Here is an 18,361-nt window from a genome sequence, read left to right as displayed (position 1 = left end):
CGTTCGCCGTTTCCAAGCCGCGACGACCAGCGCGGTTGCGTTTGCTGCGACTGTTGCGAACAGCCAGCGCTCCACACGACGCCGCTCGGTTCGCGCCCCAAGCCACGCCGCACGACCGCGCCTCACACCACGCCACGCGGCCGACGTTCTACGGCACGGGCGAGCGTCGCACGGTGATCGCGCCGCAACGGAACGCGATAGGCTTGGAGGTTTGGGGGCTGTCGGGAGGGGTGGGACCGCCGATCGGGCTACCGCGTGGGAGTGCTTTATGCCACTTTTGCGCCGACCCGGAGTTTGGACTTAACACTTAATGCCGGCATTTGGACAATAGCCGCATGTACGACACTCGCCGGTCATGGTTCAGCCCGTTCGGTGCGCTGGCGACCATCGCAATCCTCGGCATCACCCTGCTCAGCGCCGTCCACTTCGCCGAGCCGAGCGACGCCGCCCCGCGGCATCCGCGCCCGGTGTCCCACGAGCCCTCGCCCCGGCCCTCCGCCGGCGTGCTGACCAGCGACACCGCCGCGTTCGCCGCCCAGGCCCAGACGAGCAAGATCGGCACCGCGCGCGAATCGGTCTCGATCCGCTACACCTTCGACGGCGGCGTGAACCGCCCGATCACCGACACCCACGGCGGCTACCTGCTGCGCCCGCACGTGCAGAACGGCGGCACCCTGAGCCTGGTCCGCCAAGGCAAGGGCCTCGCCGTCCAATATCCCAACCGCTGCACCCTGGTCCGCGAGCGCGAGTGCCCCCGCGCGATCCTCCAAGGCCTGCGCGACGACAACCTCAACCCGGGCACCCGCCCGATGCGGTACGGCGCCTCCATCCGCATGTCCCACAGCGACCTGGCCGACGGGGCCAACGTCTTCCAGAAGGGCTACTCGGTCGGCGGCGGCAGCCAGTTCAAGCTGCAGGTCGACCACACCCAGGGCCACCCGAGCTGCGTGGTGGCCGGCCGCACCCGGACGATCTATCGCGCCGAGCCCCGCGTCGACGTCGCCGACGGCAAGTGGCACACCCTCATGTGCGCCCGGAGCGCCAACCGCCTCTCGCTCATCGTCGACGGCGTCGAGCGCGCCGCGGTGCCCGTCCCCAAGAACCTCTCCATCGCCAACGCCGAGCCACTGCGCGTCGGCGGGAAGGGTGCCGGCAAGGGCAACGACCAGTACGCCGGCCAGATCGACAACGTGTTCCTCATGATCGGCTGAGGCTGGCCCCCGCCAGCTCCGCGCGGATCACCGCCGCGAACGCGTCCACGTCCGCCTCGGTGGTGTCGAAGGCGGTCATCCAGCGCACCTCGCCCGTCGCCCGGTCCCAGTCGTAGAACGGCACCTTCTCCCGGATGCGGTCCGCCGCCTCCCGGGGCAGGACCGCGAACACGGCGTTGGCCTGCGTCGGCCGGCTGAAGCCCAACCCGGTGACCTCCCCGGCGGCGATCGCCCGCTCGAGGGTCGTGCGCAGCCGGGCCGCCATCGCGTTGGCGTGCCCGGCCGAGCGCAGATAGAGGTCGTCCGCGAAGAGCGCCAGCAGCTGCGCGCTCACGAAGCGCATCTTCGACGCCAGCTGCATGGTCAGCTTGCGGAGATAGGTCAGCCCCCGCACGGCGGACGGGTCGAGGACGATGACCGCCTCCCCGTAGAGCAGGCCGTTCTTGGTGCCACCGAAGCTCAGCACGTCCACGCCGGCATCGGTCGTGAAGGCCCGCAACGGCACGCCCAGGGCAGCGGCCGCATTCGCCACGCGCGCGCCGTCCATGTGCAGCGTCATGCCCTGGGCGTGGACATGGTCGGCGAGGGTGCGTACCTCGTCGGGGGTGTAGAGCGTGCCCAGCTCGGTGGTCTGGGTGATGCTCACGGCGAGCGGCTGCGCCCGGTGCTCGTCGCCCCAGCCCCACGCCTGCCGGTCGACGAGCTCGGGCGTGAGCTTGCCGTCCGGGGTGTCGACGGTCAGCACCTTGAGCCCACCGACTCGCTCGGGAGCGCCGTTCTCGTCGGTGTGCAGGTGGGCCGTGCTCGTCGCGATCACGGCACCCCAGCGCGGCAGCAGCCCGGTGAGCGCCACGACGTTCGCCCCGGTGCCGTTGAAGACCGGGAAGACCTCGGCCCGCGCGCCGAAGTGCTCGCGGACGACCTCGGCCAGCCGCTGGGTGTAGACATCGGCCCCGTAGGAGACCTGATGCCCGCCGTTGGCCTCGGCGATCGCCGCCAGCACCTCGGGATGCGCCCCGGCATAGTTGTCGCTGCCGAAGCCCCGCCACGTCACGTCATGAATCCGGCTCATGGACGAAGGCTAGCCAGCACAAGGCCCGGCCACCGAGACGATGGCCGGGCCTGTGGACAACGCGAAGCCCTGTGGATAACTCGGGCGTCAGCCGAAGAGGCCTGGTACGCCGTTGCCTTCCCCGTCACCGCCGCCGTCGCCACCGTCGTCCGGCGGGGTCGAGCCGCTCGGGTCGGGCTCGGGCGACGAGGGGTCGGGCTCCGGCTCCTGCTCGGCGATGACCGTCAGCGTGATGGTGGTCGACTTGCCGCGCTTCTGGTTGGCGCCGGGCGTCTGGGCGACCACCGTGCCCGCCTCGCCCTGCTGGTTCGACTCCTCGACCTGGATCTTGGTGAAGCCCTTCTCCTCGAGCAGGGCCTTGGCCACCTCGAGCTGCTTGCCCTTCACGTCCGGGATCTCGACCAGGTTGCCGCGGGACACCGAGACCGTGATCTCCGTGCCCGGATCGACCTGCTCGCCCTCCTTCTCGACGTCGACGACCCGACCCTCCTCGGAGGCGCTGTCAACACGCTCGACCTCGGCCACCAGGCCGAGACCCTTCAGCGCCTCGACGGCCGCGTCCTCGGACCCGCCCTCGAGGTTGGAGGGCACGCGGACCTTGGCCGGGTCCTTGCACGGGATCAGCGTGATCTGCTGGTCGAGGGTGACCTGCGTGGTCGCCACCGGCTCCTGCCGGATCACCGTGTCGCCGCAGTTCTTCTGCTCCTCGGCGGTGCCCTCCACCACGTTGGTGAAGCCGGCGGTCTTGAGCGAGTTGAGGGCGTCCTTCAGCTTGTCGCCGGTGACCTCGGGCAGCGCTTTCGTCGTAGGCGCGTCGCCGCTCTCGTCGCCGTTGTTGTTGGCCAGGACGAGACCGATGCCCAGCGCGATCACCGTGAGCACGCCCAGGGCGGCCAGCGCGGCCATCACCCAGGAGGAATTCCTGCGCTGCGGCTGCACCACCGGGCGGGCGCCGGTGGTGGAGTTGGGGATGGCCCGGGTCATCGCCGTGGGCGCCTGGGCCCCCATCAGGCCGCCGGTCATCGCCATGGTCTCGGCCTCGGTCATGACCGCGGGGGCCATGACCGGGCGGCCCGCCACGGCGCGCAGGGCGTCGGCCCGCATCTCCTGCGCGCTCTGGTAGCGGTTGAGCGGGTTCTTGGCGAGCGCCTTGAGGACGATCGCGTCGACCTCCGGCGGCACCTCGTGGTTGATGTCGCTCGGGGCGCGCGGTGTCTCGCGTACGTGCTGGTACGCAACGCTGACCGGGCTGTCGCCGACGAACGGCGGGTGACCCACCAGGAGCTCGAAGAGCACGCAGCCGGCGGCATAGACGTCGGAGCGGGCGTCGACGGACTCGCCGCGCGCCTGCTCGGGCGACAGGTACTGCGCCGTGCCGATGACCGCGCTGGTCTGCGTCATCGTGGTGGCGCCGCTGGCCAGGGCCCGGGCGATGCCGAAGTCCATGACCTTGACCTGCCCGTTGGCCGTGATCATCACGTTGCCGGGCTTGATGTCGCGGTGGATGATCCCGTGCCGGTGGCTGAACTCCAGCGCGGCGCAGATGTCCGCGATGATCTCGAGGGCGCGCCGGGTCGGGATGCGCTGCTGCGCGGCCAGCTCGTCCTTCAGCGTGTGCCCGCTGACGAACTCCATGACGATGAACGGCTGCCGCTCGCCGGCGTCCGACGTCTCCTCGCCCGTGTCATAGACAGCGACGATCGCGGGGTGGTTGAGGGCCGCCGAGTTCTGCGCCTCGCGCCGGAAGCGCTCCTGGAACGTGGCGTCCCGGGCCAGGTCGGAGCGCAGCATCTTGATGGCCACGTCGCGGCCGAGCCGGAGGTCGCGACCCCGGTGCACCTCGGCCATACCGCCGTAACCCAGCAGCTCGCCGACCTGATACCTGCCACCGAGCAGGCGGGCCTGCGCCGTCATAACGTCTGTCGTCCTTCGGTCGCCGGGATGAGGCCGGCCGGAGGGCCAGCCTGCTTCGTAAGACGGTACGACGCCACCGTGGTCTGCGGTTCGGCCGCGCCCAGGGCATTCGTGTTTCCCTGCTTGAGCAGGAACGAGATCACCCCGGCGCAGAGCAGGACGAGCAGCGCGAGCACCACGGCGAGCACGATGAGGACCTGGCGTCCGCCGGAGCCGTCACCCTGCTTGGGCGCGGGCTGCGGATGGGGCATGGCCGGCGCACCGGGATGCCGGTAGGGCTGCTGCTGTTGCTGGGCCGGAGGCACCGAGGCCGCACCCCGCGCGCCCTGGCCGCCGGAGACGGGCCGGGGCACCGGCGGGTACGGCACCCGCGCCGCGCCCGAGCCGGGGTACTGCGGGCTGCCCGACGTGGGCGCACCCGACTGCGGCCGGTTGACCGCGGGGCCGCCCGAGTGCGGGCGCACCGATCCGTTGACGGCGGGCTGGTGCACCTGGGTGTTGATGGACGACGCCGCCTGACGCGCCACCGCAGCCATCGCGGCGGCGGTCGGCCAGCGGGTGCCCGGGTCCTTGGCCATGGCCCGGTCGACGATCGCGCGCACCGCGGGCGGAATGTCGGCGGGCAGCGGGCGCGGGTGCTCCCGTACGTGCTTCATCGCGATCTCTATCGGCGTCGCCCCGTCGAAGGGCCGGTGGCCGGAGAGGCACTGGTACGCGACCACGCCGAGCGCGTAGACGTCGGAAGCCGGGGTCGCCACCGCGCCGGAGGCCTGCTCCGGAGAGATGTACGACGCCGTGCCGAGCACCGAGCCGGCGACCGTCAGCTGGCCGACGAGCGCCGAGCGGGCGATGCCGAAGTCGGTCAGGACCAGCGTGCCATTCGGGCGTACGAGCAGATTGCCGGGCTTGACGTCGCGGTGCACGATGCCGTTCGCGTGCGCCGCCTGCAACGCGTCGGCGGCCTGCGCGACCAGCGCCATGGTCCGCGCCGGGGTGAGCCGGCCGACCCGGCTGAGCGTGCGCGACAGCGCGTCGCCCTCGACGTACTCCATGACGAGGAAGGCGAGCTGCTGGTCGCTGCCGTAGTCGTAGACGTCGACCACGCCGGGGTGATTGATGGTGGCCATGGTCCTGGCCTCGCCGCGGAAGCGCTCGGCGAAGCCGGGCTCGTCCAGCAGCGCGGGCAGCAGGATCTTGACGGCAACCGTCCGGCCCAGCACGTCGTCCGTGCCACGCCACACGTCCCCCATGCCGCCGCCGGCGATCCGCTCGTCCAGGCGGTAGCGGCCGCCAAGGGTCACCCCAGGGCTGATCACGTCAGTCCCCTCCCCCTCCGGCAGCCGCCTTCATGATGAGTCCGGCGATGCGCGCGGCCTCGCCGCTGACGCTGCTGCCGTCCGCGTTCTCCAGCATGACGCACGCGGCCGAGACCGCCTCGCCCTTGTCGTTGTACGCGAAGCCGACGAACCACGCGTGCGGGTTGGCGTTCGGGCCGTTCTGCGCCGTGCCGGTCTTGCCGCCGACCGTGAAGCCGTCGATCCGGGCCCGCCGGCCGGTGCCGTTCTCGACGACGCTGACCATCATTTCCTTGAGGTCGTTGGCGATGGTGCCGTCGATCGGCGTGCGCAGCGTCTTGGGCGAGGCGTTGTAGATCGGCCTGCGGTCCGCGTTGAGCTCCTGCTGCACCAGGTACGGCCGCATCTGCTTGCCGCCGTTGGCCACCGTGGCCGCCATCAGGGCGCCCTCCATGACCGTCATCCGGACGTCCTTCTGCCCGATCGACGACTGGGCCAGGGCGGCCTGGTCGGTGCTGCCGTCCGCGTTCTGCATGGCGCCGGTGCGGCTGGTGGCGACCGGCAGGCCCGAGCCGTCGAGGTTGCCGACGGTCAGGTCGTCCTGCTCGAACCCCCAGGCCTGGGCTTCCTTCTTCACCTTGTCGGCGCCGAGCTTGACGCCGAGCTGGGCGTAGCCGGTGTTGCAGCTGGTCGTGAGCGCTTCCTTGAGGGTGACCTGCGAGCTGGCGCAGGTCTCCGACTCGGCATTGTGGATCGGCGCGCCGGACCCAGGTGCCGTGTAGCTCCCGCCGGCCTCGATCTCGTCGTTCTGCGACATGCCGTCCCGCAGCGCCGCCGCGGAGACGATGACCTTGAACGTGGACCCTGGCGGGTAGGTCTCCGCGACGCTGCGGTTGAGCAGCGGGTTGTCCTTGTCCTTGATCAGCTTGTCGTACGCCGCCGCGGCCGACTTGGTGGTGTGGCTGGCCAGCGGGTTCGGGTCGTAGCTGGGCATCGAGACCATCGCCTGCACCGCGCCGGTCCGCGGGTCGAGCGCGATCGCCGACCCCTTCTCCGCGCCGCGCTCGTTGTTGGTCATCTGCTTCCAGGCGACTTCCTGCGCCTTGGTCTTCAAGGTCAGCACGATGTTGCCGCCGCCGGGCTGGTCGCCGGTGAACATGGAGCTCACCCGGTCGGCGAAGAGCTTGTCGCTGGCGCCGGAGAGGAACTCGTCCTCGCTGCGCTCGATGCCGACCTCGCCCAGGTTGACCGGCTTGTAGCCGATCACCGGGGCGTACATCTGCTTCTCCGGGTACGTCCGGAGGTACTTGAGGGCATCGTCGGTCAGCTTGCTCTCGGCGAGCGCCTTGCCGTCCGCCTCGATCGTGCCGCGGGGCACCTCGTACTCGGCGACCTGGACCCGGGAGTTCCAGTCGCTGTTCCGGTATTTGTCCGCTCTGTACGCCTGGACCCAGTTGAGGTTGGCGAACAAAAGGGCGAACAGGACCATGATGACCACGCCGGCCTTGCGCAGTGGTGCGTTCACGGCTTGATCACCTCCGTCATGGCGCCGTGCAGCTGCACCGGCGGTTGCTTGGGGCCGGGCTGGTTGGCCGGGCCGCCCGTCACCGGGCTGCGGGACGCGTCGGAGATCCGCAGCAGCATGGCGATCAACAGCCAGTTGGCCATGAGCGACGAACCGCCGGCGGACAGGAACGGGGTGGTCTGGCCGGTCAGCGGGATCAGCCCGGTGATGCCACCCAGGATGACGAAGACCTGCAAACCGAGGGTGAACGCCAGGCCGCCGGCGACCAGCTTGCCGAACGAGTCGCGGACGCCCAGGGCGGCGCGCAGACCCCGCTCGACGATCAGCAGGTAGCAGACCAGCAGCGCGGACAGCCCGAACAGCCCGATCTCCTCGCCCATGCCGGCGAAGATGAAGTCGGTCTGCACCTCGGGCACGAACCGGGGCGACCCGTTACCGGGGCCCGAGCCGAACAGGCCGCCGGTGCCCAGACCCAGCAGACTCTGCACGAGCTGGTAGCTGCTGCCGAACTCCCGGAAGTAGTTCTCCTGGTCGAACGGGTGCAGCCAGACCGAGGCGCGGTCGTAGAAGTTCGCGAACGGGCCGCCGATCGCGGCACCCAGCAGATAGGCGACATAGACGCCGCCGAAGAACAGCAGCAGACCGATGATCAGCCAGCTCGCCCGCTCGGTGGCGACATAGAGCGTGACCACGAAGAGGCCGAAGTACAGCAGGGCCGTGCCCAGGTCCTTCTCGAAGACCAGGACCAGCAGCGAGAGCAGCCAGACCGTGACGACCGGACCCAGGTCGCGGCCGCGGGGGAAGTCAAGACCCAGGAAGCGGCGGCTGGCCAGGGAGAGGACCTCCCGCTTGCGCACCAGGTAGTACGCGAAGAAGGAGACCAGCGCGATCTTGGCGAACTCACCGGGCTGCAGCGACAGCGGGCCGACCCGGATCCACAGGCGGGCGCCGTTGATCTCGGAGATGCTGGCGGGCAGGATCGCCGGGATCATCACCAGCACGATGCCGGCCAGGCCCAGGGTGTACGCGTAGCGCGAGACGACCTTGTGGTCCCGGATGATGACCAGCAGCACCGACGCCAGGATGAGCGAGATCAGCGTCCAGGCCAGCTGGCGGCCGCCGAGCCCGCCGAAGATGCCGGGCGGATCGAGCTTCTTGCCGAGCGCGTCGCCGATGTCGAGGCGGCGCAGGAAGCCGATGCCCAGCCCGTTGAGCAGGGCAACGGCCGGGATCAACACCGGATCGGCGTACGGGGCGACGAAGCGCACCACCGTGTGCAGGCCGAGGAACAGGGCACTGAGCAGCGCGGCCGGCACCCAGAAGGTCGACGTGACCTTGTCGAGCTGGTTGGACTCCACGATGGCGGCGTAGATCGCCACGATGATCATGGCTAGGGCGAGCAGACCCAGCTCGGCGTTGCGTCCCGTCTTCGTGCCCGAGACGCGCGGCATCTCACCCGTGGGTGCGGGTGTGGGAGCCGGAAGGGCGGGCGCGGTCAAGAAAGCAGTCCCCAGACTTCGGTCGGGCGCGGCGCTCAGTCGACGGGCCGGCACCCGACCGGGTCGCTGGTGACCGGCGGTGTCGGTTCCGAGGGCTGGGCATCCGGCGAGGTGGAGGGCTCGGAGTCAGGCGTCGAGGAGGCACCGGCCTTGGCGGAAGCCGACGTGGCACCGGCCTTGGCCGAGGCCGAGGTGGCACCGGCCCGGGCGGAAGCCGGTGACTTCCCCGCGGACGGGGTGGCCGAGGCGGACACCGACGGGGTCTCCGACGGCACCGCGCACACGGGCTTGAGGTTGGGGTTGGACGCGTCCTCGCTGGTCAGCTCGAGCAGCCGGCGCTGGGCGTCGGTCCTGCTGTCCGCGTGGATGCCCTGCTTGACCCGGTCCTGCGCGACCGTGGTCAGGTCGTCGAGGCTGGCGGGGCTCGTCTCGGCGACGCTCGAGAGGTCGAGCCCGGCGATCTGCCCGGGCACGCCCTGGAAGACGGCGAGCTGGCCCGCGTCAGTCGCGCCGACGTAGTACTGGTCCTGGGTGTAGCGGTAGCCCAAGTAGAGCCCGCCGCCGAGGACACCGAGCAGCAGCAGGGCCAGCAGGCTGGTCCGCACCGGGTGCCGCTTGGGCTGCGGCTCCGGCTCCGGCTGCTCGTAGGCGCTGGCCTCCGGCTGGGACGGGCGGGGCGCCTGCAGCGCGGCCGCGCGGGCCGCCGCGGTGGAGCTGTCGGCGACGGTCGAGTTGCCCCGGTCGCGGGCGGCCGCGCCGCCCACGATGGGCGCCTGCTCGACGAAGGCGTCGGTCGCGTCGGCGATCACCACGGTGATGTTGTCGGGGCCGCCGCCGCGCAGCGCGAGCTGCACGAGACGCTCGACACACGCCTGCGGATCCGGGATGTCCCGCATGGCGTCGCCGATGGTCTCGGCACTGACCACACCGGAGAGACCATCGCTGCAGATCAGATAGCGGTCGCCCTTGAGCACCTGGCGCACGGAGTATTCCGGGTCGATGTCCCGGCCGTCGAGCGCGCGGGTGAGCAGCGAGCGCTGCGGGTGGCTGCTCGCCTCCTCGGGACTGATCCGGCCCTCGTCCACCAGCATCTGGACGTAGGTGTCGTCCTTGGTGATCTGGGCGAACTCGCCCTGGCGGAGCAGATAGGCGCGCGAGTCACCGATGTGCACCATGCCCAGCTTGGAGCCGGAGAACAGCACGGCGGTCAGCGTCGTGCCCATGCCCTCCAGCGCCGGGTTGGCGTCGACGGTGTCGCGCAGGGTCTGGTTGGCCGTGCCGACCGCGTGACGGAGGGCGTCGACCAGCGCATCGCCGGGGACGTCCTCGTCGAGCGGAGCCATGGCCGCGATGACGATGTTGCTGGCGACGTCACCGGCGGCCATGCCGCCCATGCCGTCGGCGACGGCAAGGAGCCGCGGTCCGGCGTAGACGGAGTCCTGGTTTCCGTCTCGGATCAGACCGCGGTCGCTCTGGGCGGCGTAACGCAGGGTCAGAGTCATGGCCGTAACTCGAGAGAAGTGCGGCCGATCCGGATCGGCACGCCAAGGGGGACGGGGGTGGGCCCGGAGACCTTACCGCGATCGAGGTACGTGCCGTTCGTCGAGCCGAGATCCTCGACGAACCACTGCCCCTCCCGCGGCACGAGACGGGCGTGCCGGGCCGACGCGAAGTCGTCCGTGATGACGAGGGTGGAATCCTCGGCACGCCCTATCGTGATCGGCGCCTCACCAAGTGTGATCCGGGTGCCGGCCAGCTGACCGGCGGTCACGACCAGTTGCCGCGCGGTCTTGCCCCGCTTGGCCTTCGCCGCCGGGCGGCCAGGAGCCATCACGCCGCCCACGCCCCTCGGCGTGGCGACGATGCTCTTGGTCCGGACGCCGGCGAACAGATCCTTCCGGATCACCCCGACCACCGTGAACACGAAGATCCACAGCAGGATGAGGAAGCCGAAGCGGGCGACGGTGAGGACGAATTCGGGCAAGGTGCCTAGCCGTCCACTCGGAACGTCAGCGTGGTCGTGCCCAGCTGGATCATGTCGCCCGGGTTCAGCGCCACGGCCGACACGCGCTGGCCGTTGACCATCGTGCCGTTCGTCGAGCCGAGATCGGTCAGCACGACCTGGCTGCCGTCGTAGTCCAGCCGGGCGTGGCGGCGCGAGATGCCGACGTCGGGCAGACGCAGGTTGGCCTGGTCACCCCGGCCGATCACCGTCGAGCCCATCTGCAGCGGGTAGGTCCGCCCGTCGCCGGAGACCAGGCCGACGTTGCGGCCGTTGTGCCCGCCGTGCTGCTGGTAGCCACCCTGGTCGTACGGCGAGTACGCCGGCTGGGAGTCGTAGGCGGGCTGCTGCACCGGGGCGACCTCGCCGCCGGTGTAGACCTCGGCCGTGACCCGGAACATGCCCGTGTCCAGCCCGTCACCCCGCTCGATCTCCACGATCACGTCGCCGTAGACCGTCCAGGCCTGCTCGCCGATGAACTCCGCCTGCGACTGGGCCAGCTCCTGGGCCAGCGCGGCGGCGTACGGCGCCAGCCTGCTGTGGTCGTAGGGCGAAAGATCGATCACGTAGCGGTTCGGCACGAGAGTCCGGCCACCGGCGAGGATAGCCTTGTGGGCCTCGGCCTCCCGCTGCATGGCATTCAGAATCTCGACAGGGTGCACGACACCCTTGAACACCTTCGCGAAGGCCCCTTCGACCAGGCCTTCCAATCGCTTCTCAAAGCGCTGCAGCACGCTCACCGGCTCCTCCTCGGGTTCCGAGGACATGATGGTATCCGGCCGCCGCTTGCGCATCCCCGCGCCGATGCAGCCGGTCGCTCCTGACCCTCGTATGACGCCCCCCGACGCCGTGCTAATGTTTCCTCCGTCGCGGGGAGCACCTCTTCACGATGTAACTGGAGACAGCGTAGTCTGTCCCGGCTAACGCAGTGCCACGGGGATGTGGCGGAATGGCAGACGCGCACGGTTCAGGTCCGTGTGTCCGAAAGGACGTGGGGGTTCAACTCCCCCCATCCCCACGAGTGAGTCGGTGAGGCCCTGTCCGCAAAAGCGCGGACGGGGCCTCACTCGTTATTCCTGCTCCGGGGGCCGAGCCCCCGGAAACCCCACGTTGCGGTGGGCGCTGTGCGGGAGCCGGCGGCGGGCCGTAGTCGCTGACGCGAAATTTTTTCACGCTGCGCTGTTGACGCTTCGCTTCGCTCGCTTGCGCGGGTTGCGCTGGGCGGGCGTGTCGCGGGTCGGCGGGGTGGGTGGGGCGTGGGCGGTATGCTCGCGTCTGTTTTTTGGTGGCTGAGGCTTGGAGAGTTCGCTCGTGGCCGTTGCTCTGGTTACTGGATCAGGTGGCCTGATTGGGTCCGAGGCGGTTCGGCACTTTGCCGGGCTCGGCCTGGATGTGGTCGGGATCGACAACGACATGCGGCAGGAGTTCTTCGGGGCCGAGGCCTCGACCGCGTGGAACGTGCAGCGGCTGCAGCAGGAGCTCGGCGGCAAATATGAGCACCACGGGGTCGACATCCGGGACAGGGACGCGGTCCGGAAGATCTTCGAACGGTACGGCAAGGACATCGCTGTGGTGATTCACACGGCGGCGCAGCCCTCGCACGACTGGGCGGTCCGGGACCCGTACACGGACTTCGACGTGAACGCCGGCGGCACGCTCACCATGCTGCAGAACACGCGCGACTTCTGCATCGAGTCGCCGTTCATCCACTGCTCGACCAACAAGGTCTACGGCGACACGCCGAACCGGCTGCCGCTGGTCGAGCAGGAGACGCGCTGGGAGCTCGACCCCTCGCACCAGTGGTACGAGGGCATCACCGAGGACATGTCGATCGACCAGACGCTGCACTCGGTCTTCGGCGCGTCGAAGGTCGCCTCGGACGTCATGGCGCAGGAGTACGGCCGCTACTTCGGCATGAAGACGGCGATCTTCCGCGGGGGCACGCTCACCGGCCCGGCCCACTCGGCGACGGAGCTGCACGGCTTCCTCGGGTACGTCATGCGGGCCAACATGGAGCGCCGGACGTACCGGATCTTCGGTTACAAGGGCAAGCAGGTGCGCGACGCCATCCACAGCCACGACGTGCTCAGCGCGTTCGAGGCATTCTTCCGCAAGCCCGGCTCCGCCAAGGTCTACAACCTCGGCGGCGGCCGCCACTCGAACGTCTCCAACCTCGAGGCGTTCGCCCTGGCCGAGGAGATCAGCGGCACCGAGATGATCACCGAGTATGTCGAGGAGAACCGCATCGGCGACCACCAGTGGTGGATCGGCTCGATGGCCGCGTTCCAGGCCGACTACCCGGAGTGGAAGCAGGTCTACGACGTGCCGATGATCCTCCAGGAGATCCACGACGCCAACGTCGGCAAGTGGGTTCCGCAGCCGTGATCGACCGCACGCACGCCGGCACCGCACGCCCGGAGGGCACAGCATGATCGACCAGGGGAAGCGCAACGTTCTCGGCGTGCTGGTCGACGCCGTCGACTACGAGGCCGCCACGGCGAAGATCATCGAGGCGGCCCGCCTGCGCCGGCACTATGCCGTGACCGCCCTCGCGGTGCACGGCGTCATGACCGGCGTGCAGGACAAGGCGCACAACGCGCGGCTCAATTCCTTCGACCTGGTGACGCCGGACGGCCAGCCCGTCCGCGGAGCGCTCAACCTGCTGCACCACGCCAACCTGGCCGACCGGGTCTACGGGCCCGAGCTCACGTTGCGCGTGCTGCGCCAGGCCGCCGCCGAGGGCCTGCCCGTCTACCTGTACGGGTCGACGCAGCCCACCCTCGACGCGCTGCTCCCGGCGCTCGAGCGGATGTTCCCGGCCCTGAAGATCGCCGGCGTGGAGCCCTCCAAGTTCCGCAAGAACCACCCCGGCGAGGATGTCGAGATCGCCGACCGGATCAAGGCGTCCGGCGCGCGCGTCGTCCTCGTCGGGCTCGGCTGCCCGCGCCAGGAGGTCTGGGCGTACGCGATGCGGCCCCTGCTCGACATGCCGCTGCTCGCCGTCGGAGCCGCCTTCGACTACCACGCGGGTCTGCTCAAGAACCCGCCCGCGTGGATGCAGAAGTACTCCCTCGAGTGGCTCTGGCGCCTCTTCCTCGAGCCGAAGCGGCTGTGGAAGCGCTACATCCTGCTCAACCCCAACTATCTCGCCCGGCTCGCCCTGCAGCGCACGGGCCTGTGGAAGGCGCGCCCGCCGGCCCCGACCACCGACAAGGTGATCAGCTTCGCGGTCTGAGACCCACCCGGCGGGGGTGCCGGGATCCGCCCTGTCCCGTGGTGCGGGCGGAATCCCGGCCGACCTCCCCAGGTCGAGCCCGTGACCGCCGGCGCCGCGCGAGGACCCTGCCCGTCCCGCGCCGCACCGGGCGTCTGGCACCCGACACTAGGACACCCGTCACGGCCGCAACAGGGGGCAATGTCCACTTCGCCCAGCGGAGTGAGAGCCCACAGTGAACGCTTGATTACTCAAGGCGATTGAGCAACCCCTACGGGGGCCCGATCCGGTGTTATCCCGGTTTCGCGACTTGCGGCACAGGTGAAACCTGTCAATGTGAACACCGCGACGGACCTCATCCTCATCGGCGCCCTCGCCGCCGCCTGGCTCACCTCCGGGCTGCTCGCCGACGCGCTGCCGGGCGCCCGGACAGCCCGGGAGCTTCGACGGCGCACCCGGCTCCTGTCCACGATGGTCGGTGCGGGGATCGCGGTGCTGCTCGCCGTGCCGGTGCTGACGGGCCTGCTGCCGGGCGAGTCGTCCGCTCCGGCGGCCGCGCTGCTGCCGGCCGTACCCGCGGTGGTGGTGATGTTGATGACCAGCCGCCGCCTCGCGCAACTGCGCCGCGGAGCCGGTGTCTTCACGGACGCGCCGCACGCTCCCGCGCCGCCGGCCCTGCGCGCCGCCGCAGCCCACCCCTGGGTGGCCACGCCGCTGCAGGTCACCGGGCTCGCGGCGCTCGTCGGCCTGCCGATCGCCGGGGGCGTCGTCGAGGTGCCCGGCGCCGACGTGGCCGGGATCGCCATCACCGTCGTCGCCGTGCTGGTGCTGGCCCTGGTCCTGCGGCACGCCGTCCGGCACAGCCGGCTCAACCTCGCCGTGCTGGCCCCGCTGGGCCGCGGTGGACTGCGGGCCCCGGCCTCGGTCCGCTCGGGTGCCGAGCGCTACACGCCCGTACCCGAGGAGACCTCCGTCCTGACCACCAAGCCGGCGGCGGCTCCGGCCGGCCCGATGGATCTGGCCGCCTGAGCCACGGGCCGGCCGCGCCATGAGCGCGCCCGGGCGCGCCGCCGACCGGGGTGGGTGCTACTTGCCGCGCTTCGCTTCCTGCACGTAGAGCAGCTCGAGGATCGAGCGGGCCGCCTCGAACCAGCGGTCCAGCCAGTCCGACGGCGGCATCGTGCCGCGCGCCGGGAGCTCGAGCAGCAGCCCGCGCAGCAGCGGGTGGTCGGCCATCGACAGCGAGTGCTCGGCCTTCGACGGCGCGGGCGCCGCGTCGACCCAGCTGCCCGCCGACGGCGGGAAGACCGGCTCGCTCAGGCCCTGGAGGTCGAGCGACGGCAGCTTCGCCGCGCGGTCCAGCGCGCTGGTCGGCTCGATGGGCGTCCGGGTCGGCAGCCCCGACGAGGACAGCCCGGAGCCGCTGACACTGCGCGAGACCAGCTCACCCTCGGTGCCGTCGGACAGGTCCGACAGGGCGGACTCGCGCCGGGTCTGCCGGTACGCGCTCACGCCGCCACTGAATCTGTCCTGCGCCGTGGCGGACCCGTTGCTGAGGTTCTCGGAACCAATCGTCATCTGTATTCGCCTTGCCTCGCTCGTTGATCTGGTCCGCCCGCACCGTCACGCGAGGGGGACGATGCGCTGTGCGGGCGCCGGCGCGCGGTCCGGTCCGCACTTACGGCATTCAACGAGACGGCTCCTTCGCGGCGACGGTACAAAATCGGGCAAAAACCGACATCAAGGGCCCCCGGCACGACGCTCGCCTGACCTGAGCGCGTCAGGTCAGGCGAGAGGTGAGGTGGGCTACTGATCGAACTCCCCGTCCTTGGCCCCGCCCACGAAGGCATCCCACTCGGCCGCGGTGAAGATCAACGCGGGCCCGGCCGGATTCTTCGAGTCGCGGACCGCGACGGCCGCGCCGACGAACGCGACCTCGACACAGTTGTCGCAGTTCGGGCCGCTACGAGTGCTCTTGAACCACTGTGCACGGCTCAGATCGATCCGGAAACCCTTGGTCTCGACTTCCACAATGGCTCCTCTGCCAGCATTCCGATCATGTTCCTGGACTCCTCGCGAGAGAGGGCCGACGCCTGGATGGACTCGAAGATGGTGTGGTACTTGCGCAGCTCGTCCGGCTTCTCCAGGAAGAGCCCGCCGGTCGCGTTCTCGACGAACACCACATCGGGGTCCTCGGCCTCCGGGAAGTCGAGGATCGAGAAGGTGCCGTCCATGCCGGCGTGCGCCCCCGCCGCGAACGGCAGGATCTGGAGAGTCACGTTCGGCAGGTCGGCCATCTCGGCCAGACGGTGCAACTGCTCGCGCATCACCCCGTCGCCGCCGACCGGGCGACTCACCACCGCCTCATCGAGTACCACCCAAAGATCGATCGGATCGTCCTGAATCAATAACGCTTGGCGGGCCATGCGGACTCGTACCCGTTGCTCTATTTCTTGGTCGCTGTCACCCAGTCGGGCGGCGCGAATCATGGCAATTGCGTACTTGTCGGTCTGCAGAAGTCCGGGAATCACCTGCTGCTCGTAGGCGCGGACGGACTTCGCGGCGGCTTCCAGCCCGACATAGGCGCCGGTCAGAACGGTGCTGAACGGATGCCACCACCCTTTTTGCCGGGCTTCTCGGGCAATTTGGACAAGCTCCTCCGAGGCGACGCCGTCGATGCCGTAAATGTCCAGCATGTCCTTGACGTCACGCGGGGTCGCGCTCGTGTGCCCGGTCTCGATGCGGGACACTTTGGACGGTGAACAACCGAGGCGATCGGCCACCACATCGATCGTCACACCGGCCGCGTCGCGATATCTGCGCAACTCGGCTCCGAGCCGGCGACGTCGGATGGTGGGGCTGCGGCGGGGGTTCACGCTCGCCTCCTTCGGGGTGCGGCGGAGCCGGCGAGACGCTCCACCTGCGGCTTTTGTCTGTTCCAGAAAGATTGCCCGACCTGGGCGGATGCCGGCCCGGAACAACCCTCAGTCTCGCTGTTGATCTCTTGATACTTCAAGCGTCGACGGTGATCATTCGATCACGTACGGCTGAACTGCAACTTGCATCAATTGCAGGCGTGGTGCAATGTTTCGGTATGGCGAGCGTCACTGGTACACATTTCCGACAGACGCCGCCGGGTCCGGCTTTCCCCGAACGGGGACGGCCGGCCCCCACGACGAGGATTGTTCAGCGCGGTCCGGCCGATCGCGCCGAGCGACCCTCGATGTCCTAGGTGGACTTTACGAAGTCCGGGGTCCTGGCGGGGGCCGGCGGCGACGTTCGCGCTTCGGGGCGAGGATTGGCATCCTCACTCCGGGTTGAATGCGTGCGAGCCGGGCACACTGGTGCATCTGTGTTCAACATGCGGCAAATCGGTGTTTGCCTCGAGACTTTGGTTCCAGGACAGGAGATGACGTGCTTCCTCGGTCCGGCGATGTCATCCATGTGACGAAGGCGGCGAGCGTCCAGTTCGCGTCGCCGATGCTCTTCCGGGTCATTCGCGTCCACGACTGGCCCACGTACGAGGGCTGGATCTGGCTGGACGGCTACGAGCTCAACTCGACCGGGGACGCCGTGGAGCGCCGCTCGATCTTCGTGCAGGTCAGCGGGCTGCGTCAGGTCGGCAAGGCGCCGGATCCGCGGGCTCGCAACGGGCGCCAGCCGGGGTTGACCTCGGGTTCCGTGCAGGCCCGGGCGATGCGCGCCAATCGCTGAAAGCTTGCTCAGTCCTCATCGGACGAGACGCTCGCCCCGGCCGAAGCTGCCGGCGTGGTGGGCGTCGCCGTCGTGGGGGTCGCGGTCGGCTCGCTGGCGATGATCAGATTGACGACCGTGTCCGCCGGCACCTGCTGGCCCTCGGCCGGGTCACTGTCGATGACCGTCCCGGGCGGCGCCTCCGTACTGGGGACGTAGCGGAGGCGGTAGTTGAGACCCGTACCGTTGAGGGCAGCCCGCGCCTCCTCCAGCGAGAGTCCCCGCAGCGCCGGGATCGTCAGGTCGGCCGGGGTGGTCGTCGGCGCGGCCGACGGGGGTGTCGTGGTGGGCGGCGTCGTGGAGGGAGCCTCGCTCGGCGCCGCCGTCGGGGCCGGCGCGGCGGGGGCTGTCGCCGTCACGCTGGCGGCCGGAGCTGGGGTTTCCTCGTCGCCACCGGTGTTCTGGACGATCAGATAAATGCCCCAGCCCAGCAGTCCGAGCAGGATCAGGGCCACGATCCCGACCACGATCGGCGTCCACCAGCGGCCCCTCGGCTCCTCGGGGCCCGGCTCGGCGGCCCAGCCCGTAGCCGGATCGGGCGCGTCCGGCCCGCCCGGCCGGACCCCCGCACGACCGGCCCAGACCTCGTCGTCGTCCTCGGCCCACGGGTCGTGCCCGCCGACCGGCCGGTAAACGGTCGTCGCGTCGCTCTCGGGAGTCGCCCGGTAGACAGTGGTCGCGTCGTCAGCCGCCGGCACGATCCGCGTCTCGTCGCCGCCCGTGGGGGCGAGCCGTGTCTCGTCGCCGTCACCCTTCCGGGGGCGCCCTTTCGGGGGAACTTCCGGGTCGTCCTCGCTCTCGTCCCGGAACGGGAAGAACTCGCCGGTGTCGTCCGACATCGCAGCATCCTCTCCGTGGACCCCAGGGGCAACAAAG

17 protein-coding genes and 1 tRNA gene are annotated in these 18,361 nt (G+C 70.1%); 6 read left to right on the top strand and 12 right to left on the bottom strand.

Going from position 1 to position 18,361, the window contains the following annotated elements; all coding sequences use genetic code 11:
• Positions 1-335 precede the first annotated feature (335 nt).
• Entirely contained in the window at positions 336-1,211 is an 876-nt protein-coding gene (locus RAN62_RS31925) for a LamG-like jellyroll fold domain-containing protein (RefSeq protein ID WP_305788541.1), read from the top strand.
• On the opposite strand, the gene RAN62_RS31920 is transcribed toward RAN62_RS31925, so the two are convergent.
• The 8 genes from RAN62_RS31920 to RAN62_RS31885 all read right to left on the bottom strand — a co-directional run bounded on the left by RAN62_RS31920 (position 1,198) and on the right by RAN62_RS31885 (position 11,285).
• Complete coding sequence (locus RAN62_RS31920; protein WP_305788540.1) at positions 1,198-2,283, bottom strand: threonine aldolase family protein; 1,086 nt, start codon at positions 2,281-2,283, stop codon at positions 1,198-1,200. The genes RAN62_RS31925 and RAN62_RS31920 overlap by 14 nt on opposite strands.
• Positions 2,284-2,370: 87 nt before the next feature.
• Complete coding sequence (pknB, locus tag RAN62_RS31915) at positions 2,371-4,197, bottom strand: Stk1 family PASTA domain-containing Ser/Thr kinase (RefSeq protein WP_305788539.1); 1,827 nt, start codon at positions 4,195-4,197, stop codon at positions 2,371-2,373.
• Positions 4,194-5,513 carry a serine/threonine-protein kinase gene (locus RAN62_RS31910; protein WP_305788538.1) on the bottom strand — a complete coding sequence of 440 codons (1,320 nt, stop codon included), beginning with the start codon at positions 5,511-5,513 and terminating at the stop codon, positions 4,194-4,196. Before RAN62_RS31910 ends, pknB begins: the two co-directional genes overlap by 4 nt.
• A gap of 1 nt (position 5,514) precedes the next feature.
• Entirely contained in the window at positions 5,515-7,017 is a 1,503-nt protein-coding gene (locus RAN62_RS31905) for a peptidoglycan D,D-transpeptidase FtsI family protein (protein ID WP_305788537.1), read from the bottom strand.
• Positions 7,014-8,468, bottom strand: coding sequence for an FtsW/RodA/SpoVE family cell cycle protein (locus tag RAN62_RS31900; protein WP_305788536.1), 1,455 nt, complete (start codon positions 8,466-8,468; stop codon positions 7,014-7,016). Before RAN62_RS31900 ends, RAN62_RS31905 begins: the two co-directional genes overlap by 4 nt.
• A gap of 83 nt (positions 8,469-8,551) precedes the next feature.
• Complete coding sequence (locus RAN62_RS31895) at positions 8,552-10,018, bottom strand: protein phosphatase 2C domain-containing protein (protein WP_305788535.1); 1,467 nt, start codon at positions 10,016-10,018, stop codon at positions 8,552-8,554.
• Positions 10,015-10,500 (bottom strand): FHA domain-containing protein FhaB/FipA, encoded by a 486-nt coding sequence (locus RAN62_RS31890; RefSeq protein ID WP_305788534.1) that lies wholly within the window; start codon positions 10,498-10,500, stop codon positions 10,015-10,017. The genes RAN62_RS31895 and RAN62_RS31890 overlap by 4 nt, the downstream gene beginning before the upstream one ends.
• 5 nt (positions 10,501-10,505) lie before the next feature.
• Complete coding sequence (locus tag RAN62_RS31885; RefSeq protein WP_305788533.1) at positions 10,506-11,285, bottom strand: FHA domain-containing protein; 780 nt, start codon at positions 11,283-11,285, stop codon at positions 10,506-10,508.
• A gap of 168 nt (positions 11,286-11,453) precedes the next feature.
• On the opposite strand from RAN62_RS31885, the gene RAN62_RS31880 reads away from it, so the two are divergent.
• The 4 genes from RAN62_RS31880 to RAN62_RS31865 all read left to right on the top strand — a co-directional run bounded on the left by RAN62_RS31880 (position 11,454) and on the right by RAN62_RS31865 (position 14,761).
• Positions 11,454-11,536 (top strand) — tRNA-Leu (locus RAN62_RS31880).
• 293 nt (positions 11,537-11,829) lie between these two features.
• Positions 11,830-12,903, top strand: coding sequence for an NAD-dependent epimerase/dehydratase family protein (locus tag RAN62_RS31875; protein WP_305788532.1), 1,074 nt, complete (start codon positions 11,830-11,832; stop codon positions 12,901-12,903).
• A 43-nt stretch (positions 12,904-12,946) separates the two neighbouring features.
• On the top strand, positions 12,947-13,753 hold the full coding sequence (locus tag RAN62_RS31870; RefSeq protein ID WP_305788531.1) for a WecB/TagA/CpsF family glycosyltransferase: 807 nt from the start codon (positions 12,947-12,949) through the stop codon (positions 13,751-13,753).
• A 315-nt stretch (positions 13,754-14,068) separates the two neighbouring features.
• The gene (locus tag RAN62_RS31865; protein WP_305788530.1) at positions 14,069-14,761 is read left to right on the top strand and encodes a hypothetical protein; all 693 of its coding nucleotides are present in this window, start codon (positions 14,069-14,071) and stop codon (positions 14,759-14,761) included.
• A 57-nt stretch (positions 14,762-14,818) separates the two neighbouring features.
• Here RAN62_RS31865 and RAN62_RS31860 read toward each other — a convergent pair whose 3' ends face one another.
• The 3 genes from RAN62_RS31860 to RAN62_RS31850 form a co-directional block, all read right to left on the bottom strand.
• Entirely contained in the window at positions 14,819-15,310 is a 492-nt protein-coding gene (locus tag RAN62_RS31860; protein ID WP_305788529.1) for a hypothetical protein, read from the bottom strand.
• Positions 15,311-15,538: 228 nt separating this feature from the next.
• Complete coding sequence (locus RAN62_RS31855) at positions 15,539-15,763, bottom strand: DUF397 domain-containing protein (RefSeq protein WP_305788528.1); 225 nt, start codon at positions 15,761-15,763, stop codon at positions 15,539-15,541.
• Entirely contained in the window at positions 15,727-16,608 is an 882-nt protein-coding gene (locus RAN62_RS31850; RefSeq protein ID WP_305788527.1) for a helix-turn-helix domain-containing protein, read from the bottom strand. Before RAN62_RS31850 ends, RAN62_RS31855 begins: the two co-directional genes overlap by 37 nt.
• Before the next feature lie 538 nt (positions 16,609-17,146).
• On the opposite strand from RAN62_RS31850, the gene RAN62_RS31845 reads away from it, so the two are divergent.
• Entirely contained in the window at positions 17,147-17,446 is a 300-nt protein-coding gene (locus RAN62_RS31845; protein WP_305788526.1) for a hypothetical protein, read from the top strand.
• Between the two features lie 8 nt (positions 17,447-17,454).
• Here RAN62_RS31845 and RAN62_RS31840 read toward each other — a convergent pair whose 3' ends face one another.
• The gene (locus RAN62_RS31840) at positions 17,455-18,324 is read right to left on the bottom strand and encodes a PASTA domain-containing protein (protein WP_305788525.1); all 870 of its coding nucleotides are present in this window, start codon (positions 18,322-18,324) and stop codon (positions 17,455-17,457) included.
• Positions 18,325-18,361: the final 37 nt, after the last annotated feature.

Origin of the sequence: Symbioplanes lichenis (assembly GCF_030709675.1) — a bacterium.
GTDB classification, from domain to species: Bacteria; Actinomycetota; Actinomycetes; order Mycobacteriales; family Micromonosporaceae; genus Actinoplanes; species Actinoplanes lichenis.
Note: the sequence above shows the minus strand (reverse complement) of the source record. Positions and strands in the feature narration are given on the sequence as shown.